This is a genomic window from Paenibacillus doosanensis (genome assembly GCF_025060755.1).
Taxonomy (GTDB): domain Bacteria; phylum Bacillota; class Bacilli; order Paenibacillales; family NBRC-103111; genus Paenibacillus_S; species Paenibacillus_S doosanensis.
Genome location: NZ_JANYUY010000003.1, coordinates 170,351 through 191,761, shown reverse-complemented (window position 1 = coordinate 191,761; position 21,411 = coordinate 170,351). Strand labels below are relative to the sequence as shown.

The 21,411-nt window shown below is 51.4% G+C and carries 18 protein-coding genes and 2 other annotated features; of the genes, 5 read left to right on the top strand and 13 right to left on the bottom strand.

Annotation, left to right across the window (positions count from 1 at the left end; genetic code table 11):
* Positions 1–24: 24 nt before the first annotated feature.
* The 4 genes from ileS to N0M98_RS04685 form a co-directional block, all read right to left on the bottom strand.
* Complete coding sequence (ileS, locus tag N0M98_RS04700; RefSeq protein WP_259617076.1) at positions 25–3,117, bottom strand: isoleucine--tRNA ligase; 3,093 nt, start codon at positions 3,115–3,117, stop codon at positions 25–27.
* Between the two features lie 51 nt (positions 3,118–3,168).
* Positions 3,169–3,443: a binding site (T-box leader), on the bottom strand.
* Positions 3,444–3,565: 122 nt separating this feature from the next.
* Entirely contained in the window at positions 3,566–4,732 is a 1,167-nt protein-coding gene (locus tag N0M98_RS04695) for a Gfo/Idh/MocA family protein (RefSeq protein WP_249862708.1), read from the bottom strand.
* Positions 4,733–4,908: 176 nt separating this feature from the next.
* Positions 4,909–5,343, bottom strand: coding sequence for a CBS domain-containing protein (locus N0M98_RS04690; protein WP_259617075.1), 435 nt, complete (start codon positions 5,341–5,343; stop codon positions 4,909–4,911).
* Positions 5,344–5,459: 116 nt separating this feature from the next.
* Complete coding sequence (locus N0M98_RS04685; protein ID WP_375295439.1) at positions 5,460–6,641, bottom strand: amidohydrolase; 1,182 nt, start codon at positions 6,639–6,641, stop codon at positions 5,460–5,462.
* A gap of 201 nt (positions 6,642–6,842) precedes the next feature.
* Here N0M98_RS04685 and N0M98_RS04680 point away from each other — a divergent pair, with 201 nt between their 5' ends.
* Positions 6,843–7,190, top strand: coding sequence for a YugN family protein (locus N0M98_RS04680; protein ID WP_249862706.1), 348 nt, complete (start codon positions 6,843–6,845; stop codon positions 7,188–7,190).
* A 13-nt stretch (positions 7,191–7,203) separates the two neighbouring features.
* Positions 7,204–8,379: a putative lipid II flippase FtsW gene (gene ftsW, locus N0M98_RS04675; protein ID WP_249862705.1), complete on the top strand. Its 1,176-nt coding sequence runs from the start codon at positions 7,204–7,206 to the stop codon at positions 8,377–8,379.
* Between the two features lie 156 nt (positions 8,380–8,535).
* On the opposite strand, the gene N0M98_RS04670 is transcribed toward ftsW, so the two are convergent.
* Together N0M98_RS04670 and N0M98_RS04665 are read right to left on the bottom strand one after the other, a co-directional pair.
* Complete coding sequence (locus tag N0M98_RS04670; protein WP_249862704.1) at positions 8,536–8,922, bottom strand: Asp23/Gls24 family envelope stress response protein; 387 nt, start codon at positions 8,920–8,922, stop codon at positions 8,536–8,538.
* A gap of 89 nt (positions 8,923–9,011) precedes the next feature.
* Positions 9,012–9,797: an SDR family oxidoreductase gene (locus N0M98_RS04665; protein WP_249862703.1), complete on the bottom strand. Its 786-nt coding sequence runs from the start codon at positions 9,795–9,797 to the stop codon at positions 9,012–9,014.
* A 119-nt stretch (positions 9,798–9,916) separates the two neighbouring features.
* On the opposite strand from N0M98_RS04665, the gene cax reads away from it, so the two are divergent.
* Positions 9,917–10,951, top strand: coding sequence for a calcium/proton exchanger (gene cax / locus N0M98_RS04660; protein WP_249866510.1), 1,035 nt, complete (start codon positions 9,917–9,919; stop codon positions 10,949–10,951).
* 53 nt (positions 10,952–11,004) lie between these two features.
* Here cax and N0M98_RS04655 read toward each other — a convergent pair whose 3' ends face one another.
* The 4 genes from N0M98_RS04655 to N0M98_RS04640 form a co-directional block, all read right to left on the bottom strand.
* Positions 11,005–11,292 carry an Fpa/YlaN family protein gene (locus N0M98_RS04655; RefSeq protein ID WP_249862702.1) on the bottom strand — a complete coding sequence of 96 codons (288 nt, stop codon included), beginning with the start codon at positions 11,290–11,292 and terminating at the stop codon, positions 11,005–11,007.
* Positions 11,293–11,652: 360 nt separating this feature from the next.
* Complete coding sequence (locus N0M98_RS04650; RefSeq protein ID WP_249862701.1) at positions 11,653–11,901, bottom strand: HPr family phosphocarrier protein; 249 nt, start codon at positions 11,899–11,901, stop codon at positions 11,653–11,655.
* Positions 11,902–11,992: 91 nt separating this feature from the next.
* Positions 11,993–13,108, bottom strand: coding sequence for an aminopeptidase (locus N0M98_RS04645; protein ID WP_249862700.1), 1,116 nt, complete (start codon positions 13,106–13,108; stop codon positions 11,993–11,995).
* A 30-nt stretch (positions 13,109–13,138) separates the two neighbouring features.
* Positions 13,139–13,732, bottom strand: coding sequence for a TVP38/TMEM64 family protein (locus N0M98_RS04640; RefSeq protein ID WP_259617074.1), 594 nt, complete (start codon positions 13,730–13,732; stop codon positions 13,139–13,141).
* 355 nt (positions 13,733–14,087) lie between these two features.
* Between N0M98_RS04640 and rpsD the strand changes: the two genes are divergently transcribed.
* A complete protein-coding gene (gene rpsD / locus N0M98_RS04635; protein WP_249862698.1) occupies positions 14,088–14,687 on the top strand; it encodes a 30S ribosomal protein S4 in 600 nt (199 codons plus the stop codon).
* Positions 14,688–14,996: 309 nt separating this feature from the next.
* Here rpsD and N0M98_RS04630 read toward each other — a convergent pair whose 3' ends face one another.
* The 3 genes from N0M98_RS04630 to tyrS form a co-directional block, all read right to left on the bottom strand.
* A complete protein-coding gene (locus tag N0M98_RS04630; protein ID WP_249862697.1) occupies positions 14,997–15,482 on the bottom strand; it encodes an NUDIX hydrolase in 486 nt (161 codons plus the stop codon).
* A 307-nt stretch (positions 15,483–15,789) separates the two neighbouring features.
* Positions 15,790–15,975, bottom strand: coding sequence for a DUF4177 domain-containing protein (locus N0M98_RS04625; protein ID WP_249862696.1), 186 nt, complete (start codon positions 15,973–15,975; stop codon positions 15,790–15,792).
* 504 nt (positions 15,976–16,479) lie between these two features.
* On the bottom strand, positions 16,480–17,736 hold the full coding sequence (gene tyrS / locus N0M98_RS04620) for a tyrosine--tRNA ligase (RefSeq protein ID WP_310943159.1): 1,257 nt from the start codon (positions 17,734–17,736) through the stop codon (positions 16,480–16,482).
* A gap of 51 nt (positions 17,737–17,787) precedes the next feature.
* Positions 17,788–18,067, bottom strand: a binding site (T-box leader).
* Between the two features lie 184 nt (positions 18,068–18,251).
* Here tyrS and N0M98_RS04615 point away from each other — a divergent pair.
* Positions 18,252–21,386 (top strand): transglycosylase domain-containing protein, encoded by a 3,135-nt coding sequence (locus tag N0M98_RS04615; protein WP_259617072.1) that lies wholly within the window; start codon positions 18,252–18,254, stop codon positions 21,384–21,386.
* Positions 21,387–21,411: the final 25 nt, after the last annotated feature.

Sequence of the window (21,411 nt, the reverse complement as noted above, 5' to 3'; positions counted from 1 at the left end):
CAGCCCCTTCCTCGTATATCCCCTTTATTGAATCGATAAGCCGACCGTCTTCTCCCCGGCGGCTACATAATCCATGACATCCGTTCCGGCAAATTCGTAGCGGTTGATGAGAACATTATCCAGCAGCACCGATTCAAAGGCCTGAACCGCCTCCCGCATCTCTTCATCCGTGTCCATCAGCAAATCGATCCTTTGCTCGACGGGCAGCTCCAGCTTCTTGCGATAATCCTGCACGGCCCGCACCAGCTCGCGAACGAGCCCTTCCTGTTTCAGCTCGGGCGTCAGCGCCGTATTCAAAGCGACCGTCATCCCGTAGCCGGAAGCGGAAGCGAAGCCCGGCTTGGCGACCTTCTCGACCAAGAGATCCTCAAGCGGCAGCTCCACGGTCTCCCCGTTCTGCAGCCTGTGAGCATAAGAGCCCGCCTTGACGATCGCCGCCGCTTCCGCTGCGTTCATCGCCTTCAAAGCCTGCTGCAGCTCGCCGACCCGCTTGCCGTATTTGGGCCCGGCCGCTTTCAAATTCAGCTTCAGCGTAACGTCGACCAGCCCGTTCTCGCTCGTCTCCGTCCGAATCGATTTGACATTCAGCTCCTCCTGAATGATCGGCGCATAAACCGTCAGATCGAGCGGCGCGTCTAACGCGACGATCAGCTCGGACAGCGGCTGGCGCGTCTTCACTCCGGTTTCGCTGCGCACGCTGCGGGCAAGCTCGACCATATTGCGCACGGTTTCCATGTCCCTCTCCAGCTCAGCATCGATCCGGGAAGCGTCCGCTTCCGGATAGTCTTCCAGGTGCACGCTCTCTCTGCCTCCCGCAAGATTACGATACAGATCGTCGGACAGAAACGGCGTGTACGGCGCCATCAGCTTCGCCAGCGTCAGAAGCACCTCGTGCAGCGTCTGGTACGCCCACAGCTTGTCGTTTGACAAGCCGCTGCCCCAGAAGCGGTCGCGGGAGCGGCGGATGTACCAGTTGCTCATTTCGTCCACGAACGCTTCGATCGCCTTGGCCGGATTCAAGAAGTCGACCGCCTCCAGCCCTTTGCCTACGTCCTGTACCAAATGAGCGAGACGGGACAAAATCCACCGGTCCAGCCGATTGCCGCTGACTTCTTCGGCGTGCTCCTCCGGCTTATACCCGTCGATAGCGGCATACAGCGTATAAAATGCATGAGCGTTGACTATAGTATCGATCACCTTGGACTTCGCTTCGGCGACAATCTGCTTGGAAAACCGTTTGCTGTTCCACGGAGCGCTGTCCGCGAGCAAGGCCCAGCGGAATGCGTCGGTTCCGTAATCGCCGATGATTTCCCACGGATCGATGACGTTGCCCTTGCTCTTGGACATTTTTTGACCGTTCTCGTCCAGAATATGTCCCGTGGACAAAACCGCTTTATACGGCGCTTGCCCGTTAAACAAGGTCGACACCGCCAGCAGACTGAAAAACCATCCGCGCGTCTGATCGATCCCTTCGCAAATCATATCGGCCGGATACTGCTCGGCAAAGACGTCATCGTTCTCGAACGGAACGTGGTATTGCGCAAACGGCATGGAGCCGCTGTCGAACCATACGTCGATCACCTCAGAAGTCCGCTCCATCACGCCGCGCTCGCAGTGAGGGCACTTCAGCTTGATTTCGTCGACGTAAGGCTTGTGCAGATCAAGCTCGGCGGGCAGCTCGTTTACGGAGTGTTCGCGCAGATCGCGGATGCTTCCCGGCACATGCTGTCCGCCGCAGTCCGGACACTGCCATACATTCAGCGGCGTCCCCCAGTAGCGGTTGCGGCTGATGTTCCAATCGACCAGCTCCTCCAGGAAGTTGCCGAAGCGTCCTTCGCGAATATGTTCCGGATACCAGTCGACCTGCCGGTTGTTCGCAATCAGCTGCTCCTTGACCGCCGTCGTGCGGATAAACCAGCTTTCGGTCGCATAATACAACAAAGGCGACTTGCAGCGCCAACAGAACGGATAACTATGCTCCATGCGCTCCTTGTCGTAGAGCAGTCCGCGTTCCGCCAGCAGCTTGACGATATCGACGTCGCAGTCTTTGACGAATTTGCCGGCCAGGTCCGTCACCTCGTCGATATAGCGCCCCGCCGCGTTCACCACGCTCAGCATGCTGATGCCGTGCTTCATCGCCGCTTTATAATCATCCTCGCCGTGAGCCGGCGCAATATGGACAATCCCTGTGCCGCTGTTGTCCGTTACAAAATCGCCTTCGATGACGACATGCGCATGCGGAACCTCGACATAGCGGAACGGCGGGATATAGCGAAGACCGACAAGCTCGGACCCTTGCAGCGTGCCTAGCTTCTCGTACTCGCCCTTCATCACGCTCTCCAGCAAATTGTCGGCGACGATGTAGACTTCCCCCTGCTGCCTCACTTTGGCGTAAGTGATGCGTTCGTTTACCGCAAGCGCCACATTGGCGGGCAGCGTCCAAGGCGTCGTCGTCCAGGCGAGGATAACCTCCCCGCTTGCTTCCAGTTTGAATTTGACCGTAGCGGTCAAATCCTTCACATCCTCATAGCCCTGCGCCACTTCATGAGAGCTCAGCGTCGTCTGACAGCAAGGGCAGTACGGGCTGACCCGATGTCCCTTGTACAGCAGCTCCTTCTTATGAATTTCCGACAGTAAGTGCCATACGCTCTCGATATATTGATTGTCGAGCGTTATATAAGGATGGTCCATATCTGTCCAATAGCCGATAGCCTCGGTCAGCTCGCGCCACTGCTTCTCGTACGTAAACACGCTGTCCTTGCATTTTTGCACGAATTCCGCCACGCCGTAGCGCTCGATTTCCTGTTTGCCGGAGATGCCGAGCTGCTTCTCCACCCCAAGCTCGACCGGTAAGCCATGGGTATCCCAGCCCGCTTTGCGAACGACTCGATATCCTTTCATCGTTTTGTAGCGGCCGATAAAATCTTTGATCACCCTGCCCAGCACATGCCCGATATGGGGAGCGCCGTTAGCGGTCGGCGGTCCTTCGTAGAACACGAAATTCGGTCGGCCTTCCCGGTTTGCCATCGACTTCCTGAACGTTCCATCCTTCTGCCACTGCTCCAGCACTCTTAATTCCCGGCTTCTCGCCTTTTCTTTCGGATCGACCTTTTGCATGAACGTCACCTGCTTCACTTAAATTTGAACAACAAAAAAGACCCGTCCCTCTGAAGGGACGAGTCTATAGCTCGCGTTACCACCCTTGTTCCGCGGCAGCTTCGCCGGAAAAGCGAACTGTCACAGCACTCGTCAACGTACCATCATACGCGTTCCTTGTAACGGCGGACCCCCGGTTAAGCTTACTTGCGCCCATTCGAACAAGCGCGTTTAGCTTCACTTCTCAGAGATGATTTTCGGCTGCGGCATGAACGCCGGCTTTCAGCAAAGCGCCGGCTCTCTGGGGATCATGATCGTGGCTTACTCTTTCTCGTCATCGAATGTAACTTATCGGTTATTGCATTGATCCATTTATAAAACATTTTGCCGCGGATGTCAAGTCAGTTTAAGCTCATATTACAAAAAAAGACAACCTCGGCTTGACCGAAAGTTGCCTTTTCATGAACGATTAATGAGTTCCTTTTACGTCCATTTCTACGGCTTTGACTTCTTTCTTGACCGTAGAGCTTTGAATGCGTTCTTGCAGCTTTTCGTAATACAAATCCTCGTTGATCGGAAGATCTACCCAGTTATCGATCCAGGAAGACAAATGCATGGCGTTGGACAAGGTCAACCCTTTGATGCCTTCTTCGCCAGGTGCAAGCAGCGGCGTTCCGTTCAAAATATGGTTCACGAAGTTTTGCGTAATGCCTTTGTGGCCCGGACCCGGAGCTCCGACAATCGGCACATCGCATTTCCAGCATTCCGGAGAACCGAAGCCGCCTTTATATTCGCGGTTGAATTCCGGCTCAGGTACGCGCAGACGCCAGAACGTCAGCTTGTTGTCCTCGATCACAATTTTGCCGCGGTCGCCCGATACTTCAAAGCGGTTCGTTCCCGGCGCTTCGCCCGTCGTTGTAACGAACAAGCCGGTCGCTCCGTTCTCGTATTCCACATAAGCGGTCACATCGTCTTCGACTTCAATGTTGCGGTATTTGCCGAAGCCGCAGAACGCTCTGACGCGTTTGGGCATCATATCGATCGTCCATTGCCACAAATCGAGCTGATGCGGGTCTTGGTTGATCAGCACGCCGCCGCCTTCGCCGGCCCAAGTCGCGCGCCAGCCGCCCGAATCGTAGTAGCTCTGCGAGCGGTACCAGTTCGTAATGATCCAGTTGGTGCGGCGAACTTCGCCAAGCTCTCCGGACGTGATCAAGTCTCTGAGCTTCTGATACAACGGATTCGTCCGTTGATTATACATAATGCCGAAGGCTTTGCCGGATTTCGCGGCCGCTTCGTTCATTTCGCGAACTTGTTTGGTATAAACGCCCGCCGGCTTCTCAACCAGTACATGATAACCGTGAGAGAATGCCTGCTTGGCGGATTCAGGGTGATCGTAGTGAGGCGTCGCCACAATCACTGCGTCGAACGCTTTGGATGCGAAGAATGCGTCCAAGTCGTCAAATAATTGAATGTTCTTGTCTCCATAGTTCGTTCGAACCCAATCCAGACGGGATGCATCCGTATCCACAATGGCTGTCAGCTCTGCGCCTTTGACTTGATTGCCCACCAAGTACTCGGTATGGCCTTTGCCCATATTGCCCACACCGATCAATCCGATGCGCACTTTATCCATTCGTGTCCCCTGCCTCTCAATTCTTATATTCGAAAACGTATGTAAGCATTTTCGGTTCTCCTCCATTATATAATGCACACGTGAACATTACAATATGAAAAATTTTTCAAAGTCAACAAAAAAGAAAACCGATCTTATAAAGACCGATCTTCTTCCTTTAATAACAGCAAGATAAATTATACCTGAATTTTGTCTTTCTCGGAAATTTGGCTCAGCGCTTCGCCGGCCTCATCTTCGAACTTGTCGCGAACCGCCAGGTCGCCGATCGACACGATCCCTACCAGCTCCCCGTTTTCGCATACCGGCAGACGGCGGATTTGCTGCTTGGCCATCAATTTGGCCGCTTCATCCACCGTCGTCTCCGGCGATGCGCAAGTAATCTGGTTGCTGCTCATCACGTCTTTGACAGCCGTAGAGCCTTCCTTCTTAGCCGCATACCCGCGGATTACCAGGTCGCGGTCGGTAATGACGCCGATCAGCTTTTTCCCTTCTACGACCGGAATAAAGCCCGTATCTTCCTGCTTCATCTTGACGGCTACTTCATAGACGTTGTCCTTCAGTGTCACCGTCGCGCAATCCTTTGTCATTATTTCCTTTAAAGGTCTGCTCAAGGAAAATCCCTCCTGAAGAGTATAGTCCCGGACAGACGCGCCGCAGCCGCCGGCTGGACGTTCTTCCGCGCAGACATAGATTTTCCCGAAACTACGGTGTCCATGCGCACAAGCGCTTAGCACTTATCGGCATTCCAGCCGTTTTGGCAGTCCGCCGCCATGCTGATAAACAATTTGGCCGCAATCGCCATGGAGCTTTCGTCAATATCGAATTTGGGATGATGATGCGGATGCGTAATGCCGAGCTCCGGGTTTCCCGCTCCGACAAACATGAAGCAGCCTTTGCGGTGATGCAGGTAATAGGCGAAATCTTCCCCCGCCATAATAAGCGGCGACGTCTGCACCGGGGCTACAGAAGCGCCTGCACGGTAGAAGCGCTCCACCTCGCCGGCATCGTTAACGACCGGCGGATAGCCGAGCTTATACTCTACGGCATGATCGGCGCCGAACATCCGACAGGTTTGCTCGACGTACGTTTCGAGTCTTTCCTTCACCTGCATGCGCAATTCCGGATCGAATGTTCTCACGGTGCCGATCAGCACCGCTTTCTCGGCGATGACGTTAAAGCCGGTGCCGCTGTGGAACGAGCCGACCGACACGACGCAGGGCTGCGTCGGATCGACGCTGCGGCTGACGATCGTTTGCAGGTTGACGACAAGATGCGAAGCGACGGCAATGCTGTCGATCGTTTCATGGGGGAGGCCGCCATGGCCGCCTTTGCCTTTAATTGTAATTTCGAACTCATCCGCGGCGGCCATCATAGCCCCCGGCTTGCTATAAACAGTACCGACAGGAAAGGGTGTCCATAAATGAATGCCGTAGACAAAATCGACGCCTTCCAGCGCGCCTTGTTCTATCATTGCATGAGCCCCTCCGGGACTCAGCTCTTCCGCATGCTGGAACAGAAACACCATATTCCCTTTCCACTCTTCGCGGTGCTCCGCCATAATTTTGGCTACGCCAAGCAAAGTCGCCGTATGCGCGTCGTGACCGCAAGCGTGCATGACGCCTTTTACCTTCGATGCGAACTCACAGGTTTTCTCATCCTGAATCGGCAGCGCGTCCATATCGGCGCGCAGAGCGATCGTCGGACCCTCGGCCCCGCCGCGCAGGCGTCCTACGACGCCGCCTCCGCCGACGCCCGTCTCCACGTCCAAGCCCCATTCCCGCAAATGCCGGGCAACATAGGCCGCCGTTTCCGTCTCCTGATACGAGAGCTCCGGGTGCTGGTGCAAATATCTTCTCCAGCCGACCATTTCCGGATATAACAGATCCACTTTTTGCAGCAAATGTTCCATGGCCATTACCTCCGGTTTCACTTTCTTTTCATTTTACCAAATGCCAAGCTTTCTTACATCCATGTGTCACAAGAATTTCAAATTTTTCTTGAGACTTCGCTTGTACATTTAGCAATAGGCTTGCACAAGTTTGGGAAACATACTATCATGAATAAAGAATTAGATAAAGTTGGACTTGACTTTCTAGGAGGGCTTTAACAAGTGATTATTGAAAACAACGGCTTAAAAGGGCTTAAAAGCGATCTTGCCCATCTGGACGAAGTTACCGCAAAGCTGGGCTTTGTTCGCTGGCAGTGGGAATATTACCGCGCCACTTATGATTTGAAAATTGAAGATAAAGCATCCCATAACGATTACTTCCTGCGCATGAACGCCCGTGTGGAGACCGGTAAGCTGGAGTCGCCCTATGCTATTCTTTACATAGAAGACGTTTACATCGGAAAAGCGACATTCCCGCACGGTCTTGACTACCAATCGCCGATTCCCGATTCGGTGTTGAAAATCGCCCAGCAAAAAATTTCGCAGCTGAAAACCGAATTGTCCGAGTAAAGCGGAGGTCATCATGACTTCCCCACGAAGAGGCACTCCGGATTTTTTGCTGTTATTTTTAACGTTTTTACTCGTTTGTTTCGGTCTGGCTATGGTATTCAGCGCAAGCATGGGATATGTACGAGTTGTACAGATTGATCCGGATACGAAGGTATCGGTTAACGACCCTTCGTACTTGGTTGTGCGACAAGCGATCTTCGTTGCGATGGGTACCGTAGCCATGTTTTTTTGCATGAACATCGATTTTCGCAAGCTGAAAAATTGGGTGCGCCCTTCCTTTATTGCGGTCGTAGTCATGCTGCTGCTCGTTCCCATTATAGGAAGAGAAGTGAACGGCGCCAAAAGCTGGTTTTATATCGGAGGCTTCGGGATACAGCCGGCGGAATTCGCCAAGCTGTCGGTTATTTTATACTTGGCTTCCTTGATATCCAAGAAAGAGGATAAATTCCAGGAGTTCCGCAGCGGGCTGCTCCCGGCGCTGGTCATCGTCGGCTTCATCTCGGCGCTGATCATGCTGCAGCCGGATTTGGGCTCGACGATGATATTGGTTATGTGCTCCGCCATCGTCATTATTGCCGGAGGCGCCAACTTCAAGCACTTGTTCTATCTGGGAACAGCGGGAGCCGCGGCCATTTCGGTAGTTGCCGTCGCGTCTTTGATGAAACCGGGCAAAAACTATCGTCTGGACCGCTTTACGTCCTTTATGAATCCGTGGAACGATCCGCTTGATACCGGATACCATCTGATCCAGTCTTTATATGCGTTCGGCCACGGCGGCTTCACCGGAGCAGGCTTCGGGCAAAGCATCCAAAAGCTGCATTATTTGCCGGAAGCGCACAATGATTTTATTTTTGCTATTATCGGAGAAGAACTGGGATTTCTCGGATCATCGCTATTCCTTTTGATTTATCTCGCTTTTTTATGGCGCGGGCTGTTCATCGCTCTGCGCTGCAGCGATACGTTCGGCACATTGGCGGGAATCGGCATCATCGGGATGATCGGGGTACAAGCCTTGATTAATCTCGGCGGCGTTACCGGCAGCATTCCGCTTACCGGCGTTACACTCCCGCTAATCAGCTATGGGGGATCATCCATGCTGGTGACGTTAGTCAGCATCGGTATTTTGCTCAGCTTATCTCGCGAACATAACAAGCCGGACAAAGAAAACGCAACGAAAAAGAGAGCCTAAGGGCTCTCTTTGTTTGTGTTTGCTCAAGGGTTGTGCGTCTTAGACCGATTCCTGTATGTAGAAAGGGGATTAACCACTCGTCTATGAGTTTGTCCGACGGAGTTGCTTTCGTGCATGGCAAATGAACAATGACTGCCTATTTTGCCGGACAAACTCCTATTTCACACGCTGCGGGTCTTCAATGGCGGCATTCTCTTCTTCACGGAATGCGACGCCTTCCACTTTCACGTTCACTTCCACTACGTTCAAGCCGGTCATGTTCTCCACCGCTTCGCGAACGTTGAGCTGAAGATCATGACAAACCTCTTGAATTTTGCTTCCATAGTGGACGATAACTCGCAAATCGATGGCAGCTTCCACCTGCCCTACTTCGACGGAAACGCCTTTTTGCACATTTTTGCCGCTGAGTCGTTTGGCCAAGCCTTCGGATATTCCTCCCGACATTGCAGCGATCCCAGGAGTCTCCAACGCAGCCAAGCCTGCGATTGTCGAAACGACATCATCGGAAATGCGAATGAGACCTGCTTGAATTTCTTCGGACATACGGATCACTCCTTAATGGGTTATAGTTCCATTGTAATGGCTTCCCGGCCTGAAAGCAAACTTGGCCGAATCTTGGCAAATTGAGCCGATTAGAGCGATTTAACAGCTCCCCCGTCGACATAAAACACAGATCCTGTCATATAGCTGTTGCGCGGCGAAAGCAGGTAAGCGGCTATCGTCGCCAGCTCTTCCGGCTCCCCGTAGCGTCCGAGCGGAATATCCTGCCGCAGCTTCTCCTGTACGGCTTCCAGCGGCACTTGATCCCGTTCTGCCCGGATGGAATCCAGCTCGACGATCCGGTCCGTCATAATTCGGCCGGGACAAACGGTATTGAGCAGAATGCCGTCCGGTGCGAATTCAATCGACAGCGTCTTCATTAAACCGACAACGCCCGTACGCAGCGTATTCGACAGGACAAGCCCGGGAATCGGCGTCTTGACCGAGGTGGAAGCGACGGTCACGATCCGTCCTCCTTGCCGGGCAAGCAGCGGATGGAAGCCGCGGATCAGACGCACGACGCTCATCATATTGCCGAAGAACGCTTTCTCCCATGCCTCATCGTCAAACGATAAGAAGCTTCCGCTCGGCGGCCCTCCCGCATTGCATACTAGCGCGTCGACCGTCTCGAAGCGAGCGGCGGCCGTCTCGACAAGCCTGGCAATATCCCCCGCTTTCCCGACGTCGACAGCCAGCGATTCCACTCTTACGCCGTATCGTTTATGTATGTCGTCCGCCGTCTTCCGAATCGCCTCTTCGCTGCGGCTGCACAGCAGCAGATCGGCTCCTTCCGCCGCCAATTGCTCCGCCACGGCCCTTCCCAAACCTTTGCTGGATGCGGTGACGACCGCCGTTTTTCCCCTCAGCATTAAATCCATTGTACGCACGCTCCTTGGGCTTTTTTTCGAGTTTACATCATCCTAAAATATGGTTATATTAGAATAGGTTTTGCTCATTTAGGTATACTCTACCATAAGAGGTGATCGTTTTGAATCGCATGTTTTCCATCGGGCTGATCGCAAGCTTCGTTCTCAGCGCGCTGGCCCATTACACCGGCATAGCGTCCGCTACAGTGCAGTTTATTATCTCTTGTATCGCCATCGTGTTCGTCGCCGGATTTCTCGGCAAAGCGACGGAAAGCGTGGCTCATTACGCCGGAGAGCGGCTCGGCGGATTTCTGAACGCCACATTCGGCAATGCGGCGGAATTGATCATCGCTATCTTCCTGGTGAAGGACGGCATGTTCGATATCGTCAAAGCGAGCATTACCGGCTCGATCATCGGGAACCTGCTGCTGGTGCTTGGTCTGAGCCTGTTTCTTGGCGGACTCAAATACAAAGAGCAGCATTTCAATGTCAAGCTGGCCAGCCATAACGGCTCGCTGATGACGCTTGCCGTCATCGCTCTATTCGTCCCCGCGGCGTTCGCCAAGAGCTTGACCAACTTCGAGACGTCCAACTTAAGCGTATTGGTTGCATGCATCCTCATCGCGGCTTATTTGCTGTGGTTATATTTCTCGATGGTTACTCATAAAAATGAACTTTCCGACGAAGCCGTCGAGCACGGCGAACCGGCCTGGTCCAAGAAAGCTTCCATTCTGTTCCTGATTATCGCGACGGCCATGGTCGCCTTCACCAGCGAATGGCTGGTCGGCACGCTGGAGACGATTACCCATCAATTCGGTTTGTCCGAGCTGTTCGTAGGCGCCTTCCTGATCGCTATTATCGGCAATGCCGCGGAACATAGCGCAGCGGTGATGATGGCGCGCAAGAACAAAATCGGAGCGGCCGTCGAAATCGCCGTCGGCAGCAGTCTGCAGATCGCGCTGTTCGTCGCTCCCGTTCTCGTGCTCGTCTCGCTGCTCTTCGGCAAAACGATGAACATCGTTTTCAGCACCTTCGAGCTTGTAGCGATCGGCGTGTCCGTCATTATCGCCAAGTCGATCTCCCAGGACGGCACGACCAACTGGTACGAGGGCGTTCTGCTACTCGTCGTTTATTGCATCCTCGGCATCGCCTTTTTCCTGGTGTAATCTTGTAATCCTGCCTCCAAAAAAGAAAAAAGAGTGGCCTTCGATGAAGAAGGCTACTCTTTTTTGTTCAAGGCTTCATATAGCTGTGCCAAGTTGCGCTCGAGCTTAACCAAGATCTGTTTGCCTACATTTTCCGTAATCAGCTCTGCCCTTATGGCAAAATCGATTTCTCTGGACAACCCGTACATTTGTGTATCTAACACCTCTTCATACAGAGGACATTTGCGTGTTGTTAAGTTTTCCATCTGTACTTCGATGAGCTTTTCAATTTTATCGGCATCCTCTTGGAGAAGATGGAGCGCTTTCTGCGATAGGCCAAGTAACAAATCGGATGATGACATCAAGCTTTCCCCCCTGTACGTACGAGTTCATAGCTTAATATTAGTCGAAAATGAACCAATACACAAGAGAGTTGACCACGTAGTTTCGTACTTGCCTTATATTTCCTGCTCAGCACCGCCAACAACGGGCTTTTATAGAACGAATCCCCCAAAAGCGACGCGATTTCCCCGAAGCTTATTCCGTCCGCATCCGGCTTCAACTGGCTCGGCGTCTAACCATTCCGCTGCGATCGTTCTTATAGTTAGACATTACTTTCGGGGGAGCCCGCGGATATCCATAGGAATTTACTGCGCAGCATTTCCTAAACAACAAAAAAACGGCATTTCCATCCTGAAATGGAAATACCGTCGTAGGCAGGTTTAGTCTTGAATGCTGTTGATTTGAAGATTGTGTTTGTTAAACACTTCAGCCATAGCCTTCTTGGCTTCCTCTGCATCCGGACCGTGAACGTGCAGATCGTAATTGCTGCTTGTTAGCAGCGTTGTGAACAAGCCGAGAATACTTTTCACGTCGATGTACTTGTTATCGTACTGTAAAACGATGGACGATCTGAATTTGTTTGCGGTTTGTGAAATTTCTACGATTGCAGCGTTATTGGCACTTGTCATATCTAATCCCTCCATGCGACTACTAGCATTTATCAAAAAGATAAATCGCTTTCTTTTTCATGATACATTGGAAAGGAATAACACGCAACAACTATTTCAAATGTTCCGGGTTCAATCCTTCCAGCTCGGGTATGACGAATCTGCCGTCTTTGCGGATCAGCACGTCGTCGAAGTAAATTTCCCCTCCGCCGTACTCAGGACGCTGGATTAGCACAAGGTCCCAATGAACGGAGGAACGGTTGCCGTTATCCGCCTGCTCATAGGCTTGACCCGGCGTAAAGTGCAGACTTCCGTCGATCTTCTCGTCGAACAGCGTATCCTTCATCGGCGTGGAAATATGCGGGTTGAAGCCAAGGCTGAATTCCCCGATATAACGCGCGCCTTCATCCGAGTTCAAAATTTCGTTCAAACGATCCGTGTCGTTGCAGGAGGCTTCGACGATTTTGCCGTTTTCGAAGCGGAACGTAATGTTCTCGAACGTAATTCCCGCTTTGACGGAAGGCGTATTGTAGCGGATGACCCCGTTAACGGAATCGCGTACCGGAGCGGTGTATACTTCCCCGTCGGGAATGTTGCGGCGGCCGCAGCATTTGACCGAGCCGATGCCTTTGATGGAGAACTGAATGTCCGTTCCCGGAGAAACGATGCGGACGCGGTCGGTCCGGTTCATCAGCTCCTGCAGCGGGTTCATCGCTTCCGACATTTTGGCGTAATCGAGATTGCACACGTCAAAATAAAAGTCCTCGAATTTCGCCGTGCTCATATTCGCCAATTGGGCCATCGACGGGCTCGGATAGCGAAGGACGACCCAGCGGGTTTTCTTCACGCGCTGCTCCAAATGTACCGGCTTGCTGTAATACATTTCGTACAGCTTCATCTGGTCTTTGGGCACGTCGGACATTTCGCTGACGTTGGAGCCGCTGCGAATCGCCACATAGCAGTTCATATCCTTCATCCGCTTCAAATCCATTTCGGCCCAATGCTCGATATGCTCCTTAGTCGCCGATTGCAGCAAAGCGCTCTGCACGGACGGCTCGATCAGCTCCACATAAGGCAGGCCCCCTCTGGCATAAACCTCCTCGACGAGGCATTTAACAATCTCGCGCTCCGCTCCGATCATTTCAATCAGAACTTTTTCGCCGGCCTGCACGTCCAGCGAATAGCCGACAATATTGCGGGCCAGCTGTTGTAAACGGGGATCACGCATGTCCATTCTCCTTTTCGCTTCAAGTTTGTTTCAACCTATTTTATTATTGCCGCTGTCAAACCATTTTTTCTTGTAGATGTTGCCGATGAGAATCAGAACGACAAAAATGAGCAGCAGCAGAAAGAGTCTGCCTTTATTGTGATGAAAATGCAACAAATCATGCCCGATGAGCGATTCCAAAAAAATCATCGGAAATTTGCCGACCATCGTACCGAGCACGAAATCCCGCGTTCTTACCTTCATCACCGCCGCCGCCAAATTGATTCCGAAGGAAGGCAGCACCGGAATGACCCTTGAAACAGCTATGTAAAGAAATCCGTTTTGCTCTAATTTTTGGTTGAATTTCTCGATATAAGCGTATTTTTCAAGCTTTTTCTCCACCCATCCTCTTGCGTAATTGCGAGCCACCAGAAATGTGCTTACAGCCCCCAAGACCGCCATCACATAATTGACGGCAAAGCCGAGCCATAATCCGAAAATCAGCACGTTGGCCCCGGCGACGATGACAAAAGGGATAAACGGCAGCACAGTCTGCAAATAAGCCAGCATCATCCCCGCCACATGTCCTAACAGTCCCCAAGATTGCAAAATGTCGGACAAATGCCTGACATTCCATTCGGCCAAAAAACATACCCCCTTCTTTCATTCTACCATTGTACCACTTTTCCGCTTCATTTCCATATTCGGCGCGCCATTGTCCGCTTTCTTGGAGCAGATATGCAAAATCAGTGAACCACTTGACATAGATAGGCAATTTTTATAGAATTAGAAGTCGAGATGATCGTCTTCCCGGCGACGGGACTCACGATTATGGTGGAGGCATGTGTCACCCTCACTGGTTTCATTGCTGACAAGACAGCGGCTGAGATTCTTGTCAGGTGCCGGACCGTTTCCGGTCTAGGGCTTTGAATGAAATCGGGCATATGTTTCACCCGAGGAAACCACCCACCATTTTATAACCAAAAGGAGCTCATTATACATGGCACGCTACACAGGTCCTAAATTTAAACTTAGCCGTCGTCTGGGTATTTCCCTCAGCGGCACAGGAAAAGAATTGAAACGTCCGTTCCCTCCAGGACAACACGGTCCGGGACAACGTAAAAAAATGAGCGGCTACGGCATTCAGCTGCAAGAAAAACAAAAGCTTCGTCATATGTACGGAGTAAACGAAAAACAATTCCGCAACCTGTTTGACAAAGCAACTAAGCAACAAGGTATCGCGGGCGAAAACTTCATGATCCTGCTTGAAAGCCGTCTGGACAACCTGGTTTACCGTCTTGGCTTCGCTAACTCCCGTGCAGGCGCTCGTCAATTGGTAGCTCACGGCCACGTTACCGTTAACGGTAAAAAAGTGGACATCGCTTCCTACCTTGTGAGCACTGGCGACGTAATCGGCCTTCGCGAAAGAAGCCGCGGCTTGTCTTCCGTTAAAGAAGCTTTGGCAAACCGCAACTACTTGCCGGCTTACCTGGAATTCAACGACGCTTCCGTAGAAGGTAAATACACTCGTCTTCCTGAGCGTTCCGAATTGCCTCAAGAAATTGACGAAAAGCAAATCGTCGAGTTCTACAGCCGTTAATAAAATTAACGCGCAAGATGCTACGACAAAAAGCCCAAAACCACTGTTATCAGCGGTTTCGGGCTTTTTTTATACAATAAACATTGCAATTTAATGCATTATAATGCGCCCATGCTCATCTCAATGCAACCTCCCGACATAATAACACGAACATATACTCCTATTCCACACAGAATAACGAACGAACACTTCCATATTGTATTTAACTTCATATCCGCTATAAATTCAACGATTTCCGTTGAAATTCGGTGATTTTCGTTGTGCCAACAATATGTAGGTGCCCTCATGTATTTCATCTATCGTTCTCCGTTATTTCAAACTTACACTCCAAATAAAGTTCTTATCAGAGTCTTTCTTATTCCATTCTAACCGTGCATTGAGCATGCCACTGTTTTCGTCTAGCATGATTTTTATGAATTCTTTATAATAACAAGGAACCAACTTATTATCTGCTAATGTTTCAATTTCGACCCACCTTGGAATATGCTTCTCAGGCTCTTTGGTAATAAGCTCACCGTGTACTTCATCGGTAACAAAGAAAAATGTTACAGCATGATCGTTGTTACTGTAGTTGATATATGAAACAACTCCTTTAAGAATGGGGCAATGTATCCTTAATCCCGTCTCCTCATCCATTTCTCGAATGCATGCTTCCTCAAGGGTTTCATGGAGCTCCAACCCACCTCCAGGTGGGGTTAATTGATTATAGTTGAAGTAGCTAGGGATCAGCTTTTCCATGAGAACTATATGTCCATCTTTTACTGCAACACATGCAACTCTGGTTCTTATTGACATTGAAATCCCCCCTCAACATTCCACTAACGTTCCTCGTTGGCCCTTTTGAACACAAAGGAGAAAAAATTCTGTCGCACTTTACTTAAGCCAGCCACTCCACATAATTATATGTAAAATTGTGTATTTATACATTATCAAATTTATCTTGAGCGCTGCAAGCATTAAATTAATCTGCCCTTCATTCAATAAGTTCCGTCCAGACCTGCTGACTTGCGAACTTCAATAGCAAAAAAAGCACTCTGCTGAGTGCTTTAATTTATGAGCGTATCTCGTTTATTTAATGAACCGTCCAATCCTTATTCCTAAATCATTTTTGAATGAGACGTTCAAAAATGATCTCGTATGAAGTAGGTTTACCATATCCATTATAGTTTGTCGGTAAAACCTGTACTAATTTCCATCCTTCTTTGGCATTTTCGTCAATTGTTTCTCGATGCTTTGCGGATGTGAAAATTCCACCTAATGATGTTTCTACATATTTGTATTCGTACACTCCAATTGCCACCTCCCTACCATGCTTTTTCACTATGGTACCATATTAACAGAAATAATCCACAAAGCACTTTCCCTCCTTAGTACCATGTGTTCGCTTCTTTAATGCCGCCTTTATCTTGCGTCCCCAAGAGCGTCTACCCACGCAAAAGGACGGGTATGGATGGAACTTCACAAAACAAAACATAATGAGCGGAGTGGGGCTAATTGATTTGGCAACGACCGCAAGCCCTTAAATATCAGGGATTTTTGTCGTCAGCGAGTTCTGCAGCCGGTAATCGATGACTTCAAGGCTGCCCTTCATTTTAATGGAGGGCGGCTTTTGGGTTGCTGAAGGGCAAACGGGAGCTCTCTTCCGCTTTGCTTGTCCCCTTCGTTCTTGCAGGCAGCATTCATAAACACTAAAAAAGGCCTCGTCCCGGCTCATCTTGCGATGAACGGGACCCGAGACCTTTCCGTTTATAGCTATGCAACTATCGCGAGCCTATCATGGCTTTAGCGCGTTTTACACGAACTTGGCGAGGTAGTAATTACGCTTGCCGCGGCGGATGACGATATATTTACCTTCCATCCCGTCGCCGGCCGTCAGCGCTTTATTCAGATCCGTCACCTTCGCCCCGTTCACGGAAACCGCTCCGCTCTCGATATCCTGCTTCGCCTGGCGCTTCGAAGGCGCCGCTTTGACCGCCAGCAGCAAATCGATCAGCGCAATCTCGCCCGTCACTTCCGCCGAAGGTACATCCTGGAACGCATCCTCGATCTCGCGGCCCGACAGAGTGTCCACGTTGCCGCTGAACAAAACTTCGGAAATTTTAATTGCGCTCAGAGCCGCATCCGCTCCGTGCACAAGTTCCGTTACTTCTTTGGCCAGAACGCGCTGCGCCTCGCGCTTCTCCGGACTTGCGCTCACCTGTTCTTCCAGGCGGGCAATTTCCTCCGGAGCGAGGAAGGTGAAGTATTTGAGGAACTTCACGACATCGTTATCGTGCGTATTGATCCAGAACTGGTAGAACTGGTACGGAGACGTTTTGTCGGCGTCGAGCCAGACCGCGCCTCCGGCCGTTTTGCCGAACTTGGTGCCGTCGCTTTTCGTAACGAGAGGCATCGTCAAGCCGAACGCCTTGTTGCCCGTCGATTTGCCGATCAGCTCCAGACCTGCCGTAATGTTGCCCCACTGGTCGCTTCCTCCCACCTGCAGGGAGCAGTTGATATCGCTGTTCATGCGGAAAAAGTCGTAAGCCTGCAAAATCATGTAGCTGAACTCGGTAAAGGAAATTCCGTTGCTTAAGCGGGAATCCACGCTGTCTTTGGCCAGCATGTAATTGACCGAGAAGTTTTTGCCGATGTCTCGCAGGAAGGTAATGACGTTCAGATCGCCGAGCCAGTTGTAGTTGTTTTCCATCCGTGCCGGATTCACGCTCGAATCGAAATCCAAGAAGCGGGACAGCTGCTTCTTCAGCTTGTCGGTCCACTCAACGACGATATCCTGCGTATTTAACGAACGCTCCGTCGATCTTCCGCTCGGGTCTCCGATGAGCCCGGTGCCGCCGCCTACCAAAGCGACCGGCAAATGCCCCGCCATCTGGAAACGCTTCAAGCATAAAATCGGCAGCAAATGGCCGATATGCAAGCTGTCCGCCGTCGGGTCGAACCCGGCATACAGCACGATAGGCTCTTCGCTGATCTTTTTGGCCAATCCCTCTTCGTCGGTCAACTGATGAATCAATCCTCTGTAATTCAGTTCCTGTAAAATGTCCACAATGCTCTACTCCCTTTCGTAAGTAAAATAAAATACAAAAAGCCCTCTCATCCACAAAGGGACGAGAAGGCTGTTGCTCGCGGTACCACCCTAATTAAAGCATTGATAACGAGGCTTCTTCCGCAGCCGGTATCACCGGGGAAAAAGTCGTATGCTTTCACTTTGAAACGATAACGGGTCAAACCCGGCAGGAAGCTACTTGTTAAGGTCTAACGTTCCCTTCCCCTGCTCCGGACGGTAATTCGAATCAAGGTCAACTGCCGGTTCGCACCACCCACCGGTTCTCTGCAAGCTGAATTCCCGACTCTACTCGCGGCGGCGGCACAGCTCATTCCTGCCCGGTCGCCAAGTCCTTCAAAGCATTTGTCGTATGCGATTAACCCAAGTTATATCACAAGATGGATTCGATTGTCAAACATGCGTCATTGAATCGTCAGCAACGCCAGTGTCCATGCGATGATCCTTTGTGCTATAATAAACTACGTATGTTTTCCAAAATCGGGAGGATTTTTATCGGCATGGAGATGGAGAAAAAAGAACGTAAGGCCGGAAAGATATTATGGAACATAGGCAAATACACGCTGATCACGCTCAAATGGATGTTCATAGCCGGCATCATTGCGGGATTTCTCGGAGGCGGAGCCGCATTCGGATACGTCTCTGCGCTGGTCAAGGACGACCCTGTCCGCAGCAAAGATTTTATGATGGAGCAAGTACAGGAAAATGCGATGACCGGCTTCGTCTATTTTAACGACGATACCGTAATCGGCCAGCTGCGCTCGGAGGAAGACCGCAGAATGGCCGAGCTGAAGGACATTCCCCAAATTATGCTCGATGCGGTGTTCGCCATCGAGGACAACAATTTTTACGAGCATCACGGCATCGATTTCAGGAGTACGGCGCGAGCGGTCGTACAGAAGCTGTTAAGGGAGAACGTCCAGACCGGCGGCAGCACGATTACCCAGCAGCTTGCCAGACGCGTTTTCTTGTCCCTGGACCGTGAAGACAGCCGGAAAGCGAAGGAAATTTTCCTCGCTCTGCGCATGGAAAGGCTCATGTCCAAGGATGAAATTTTACTTGCTTACTTAAACAAAATTCCTTACGGCAACGGTTCGACAGGCTATAATCTATACGGTATTAAAGCGGCGGCCAAAGGCATTTTCAACATTAACGATCTGCATGATCTCAATATTGCGCAGGCGGCGTATTTGGCCGGTCTGCCGCAGCAGCCGAGCAACTATTCGGCGTTCACGAGCAAAGGGCAGTTCGACGGAGCCGCCTTCAAGCGTGCTGTCTCCAGAGCGCAGCTGGTGCTGCGCCGGATGCTCGAAGAAGGTAAAATCAACCAGCAGCAGTATCAGGAGGCGCTGAGCTTCGATCTGCAAAGCTCGCTCGCCGAGCCGTCCAAGAAGGCGTATTCCACCTATCCTTATCTTATGATTGAGGTCGAAAAAGAGGCGGCCAAAGCTCTGCTTAAGGCGCAAGATCCGAAGCTTGCGGCACAGCCGGATACGGATGCCTACAGTGAAGCGCTGAAAAACGTACAGGCGCAAATGTACCGCGGCGGCTATCATATTTATACGACGATCGACAAAGACATTTACGACGCGATGCATGTCATTTCCGAGAATCCCAAAAACTTTACTCCGGACGATCCGACCAAAGGGGTGGAGCAAATCGGCGCGGTCATGATCGACAACAAAACCGGCGCGATTCTCGGCATGATCGAAGGGCGCGATTTTTTCACGGAACAGCTTAATCATGCGACCCAAGCTTACCGTCAGCCCGGCTCGACCATGAAGCCGATTGCGGCCTATGTTCCGGCGATTGAGAAAGGGGCGATTCAGCCCGCCTCGATCATCGACGACGTTCCGATTATTTTGAAGGACGGCACGAAAGTCGGTTATCACATTCCGGAAAACTGGGATAACCAGTATCACGGCCTGATTACAGCGCGCCGCGCGCTGAACCAGTCGTACAATATTCCGGCCATCAAGCTGTTCATTGATGTCGTCGGCATCAAGAACGCCTGGGATTTCGCCAAAAAGCTCGGCATCACCACCATTTCCCCGGAAGATTACGTCGCCCAAACGGGGGTTATCGGCGGTCTGAAATACGGCTTATCGGTCAAAGAGCTGACCGGCGCTTACGCGGCGATCGCCAACAAAGGCGTTTATAATGAAACGTTTATGATCCGTAAAATTACCGATTCCAACGGAAAAACCGTCTTCGAGCAGGAGTTGAAGCCGACAACGGCGTTCTCCGAGCAGACGGCTTATCTGATGACGGATATGATGCGCACCGTTGTTACCGCAGGGACTGCGACGGATCTGATGAGCAAATTCAAGCATTACGGCAAAATCTCGATCGTCGGCAAAACGGGCTCTACGCAGGATGACGCGGACGCCTGGTATATGGGATATACGCCCGACATTACGCTCGGGGTATGGGCAGGTTATGACTCTCCCGCATACAAGCTGAGCAAAAAAACGGGGGGCACCAACCGCGCCAAAGATATATGGGCGCTTGCCATGGACGCGGCGATCGACAAGAAGCCGGAATATTTCCCGACCAAGCAGTTCAAGCGTCCGGACAATATCGTGGAAATGACGGTATCCAGTTTATCCGGCAAGCTTCCGAGCGAGGCGACGACCAAGGCCGGCAAGCTGGTCACCGATCTGTTCAACAAAAAGGACATTCCGACCGAAGAGGACGATGTCATGGTGAAGCTGCCGATCATTCAATACAACGGCATTAACTATATCGCCCAAGCCGAGACTCCAGCGGAATTCGTGCAGGAGAAGACGGTCATCAAGCGCCAGAAGTCGCTTACTTCGTTAATGCAGGAGCTTCAGGCCGTCGTCGGCAAGCTGCCCAAAGACCGCCAGCATTCGCTGGATGCGTACCGGCCTACCGATTACGAAGATGACGCGCCGTCCGAGACCGATCCTCGTGTCGATGACGGCAAGGCGCCTAGCGCCCCTACGACGGTCGTAGCGACGCATTCGGGCGACACGAGCACGATTACTTTCCAAGCGAGTCCAAGCGAGGATGTCGTCGGTTACAGGCTGTACCGTTCGGTCAATCATGCCTCCTTCCAGCGAGTAGGCAAAGTCGTGGAGGCTGGCACCGAAACGAAATTTACGGACCAGACTTCGGCTTCCGGACCGATCGGCTATTACATTACCGCCGTAGACGTTGCAGGCAAGGAGTCCGTTCCAAGCAAAGGCGCCTATACGGACGGCACCAGCATGGATCTGCTTTTCCTTACGCCGGATGAGAACGGCGGAATCGTACAGGGCGGCAGTCCTGAAGCAGGTAACGATGGAAAAGGTCAAAATCCGAATGAGCCGAATGAGAAAAACGATGGACCGGCCAAGGACATTCCCGCCGCTCCGTCGGGCTTGACGGTCAAATCTAGCGGCGCAGGGATATTGCTAAACTGGAAAGCTAACGCGGATAAAGATAAGGTCAAACAGTACATCGTCTACTACAGCAAAAAAGAAAACGGAGATTATGCAAAGCTGGGCAGCGTCAACAACGCTACTGAATTCAGGTATTACGCATCCGGCTATGAAGGTTACTACAAAATTACTGCCGTCAACGAGCTTGGCGAATCCAAAGCTTCAGCGGCTATCAAATATAAGAAGTAAAGGAACGCCGTACCGGATCTAATGC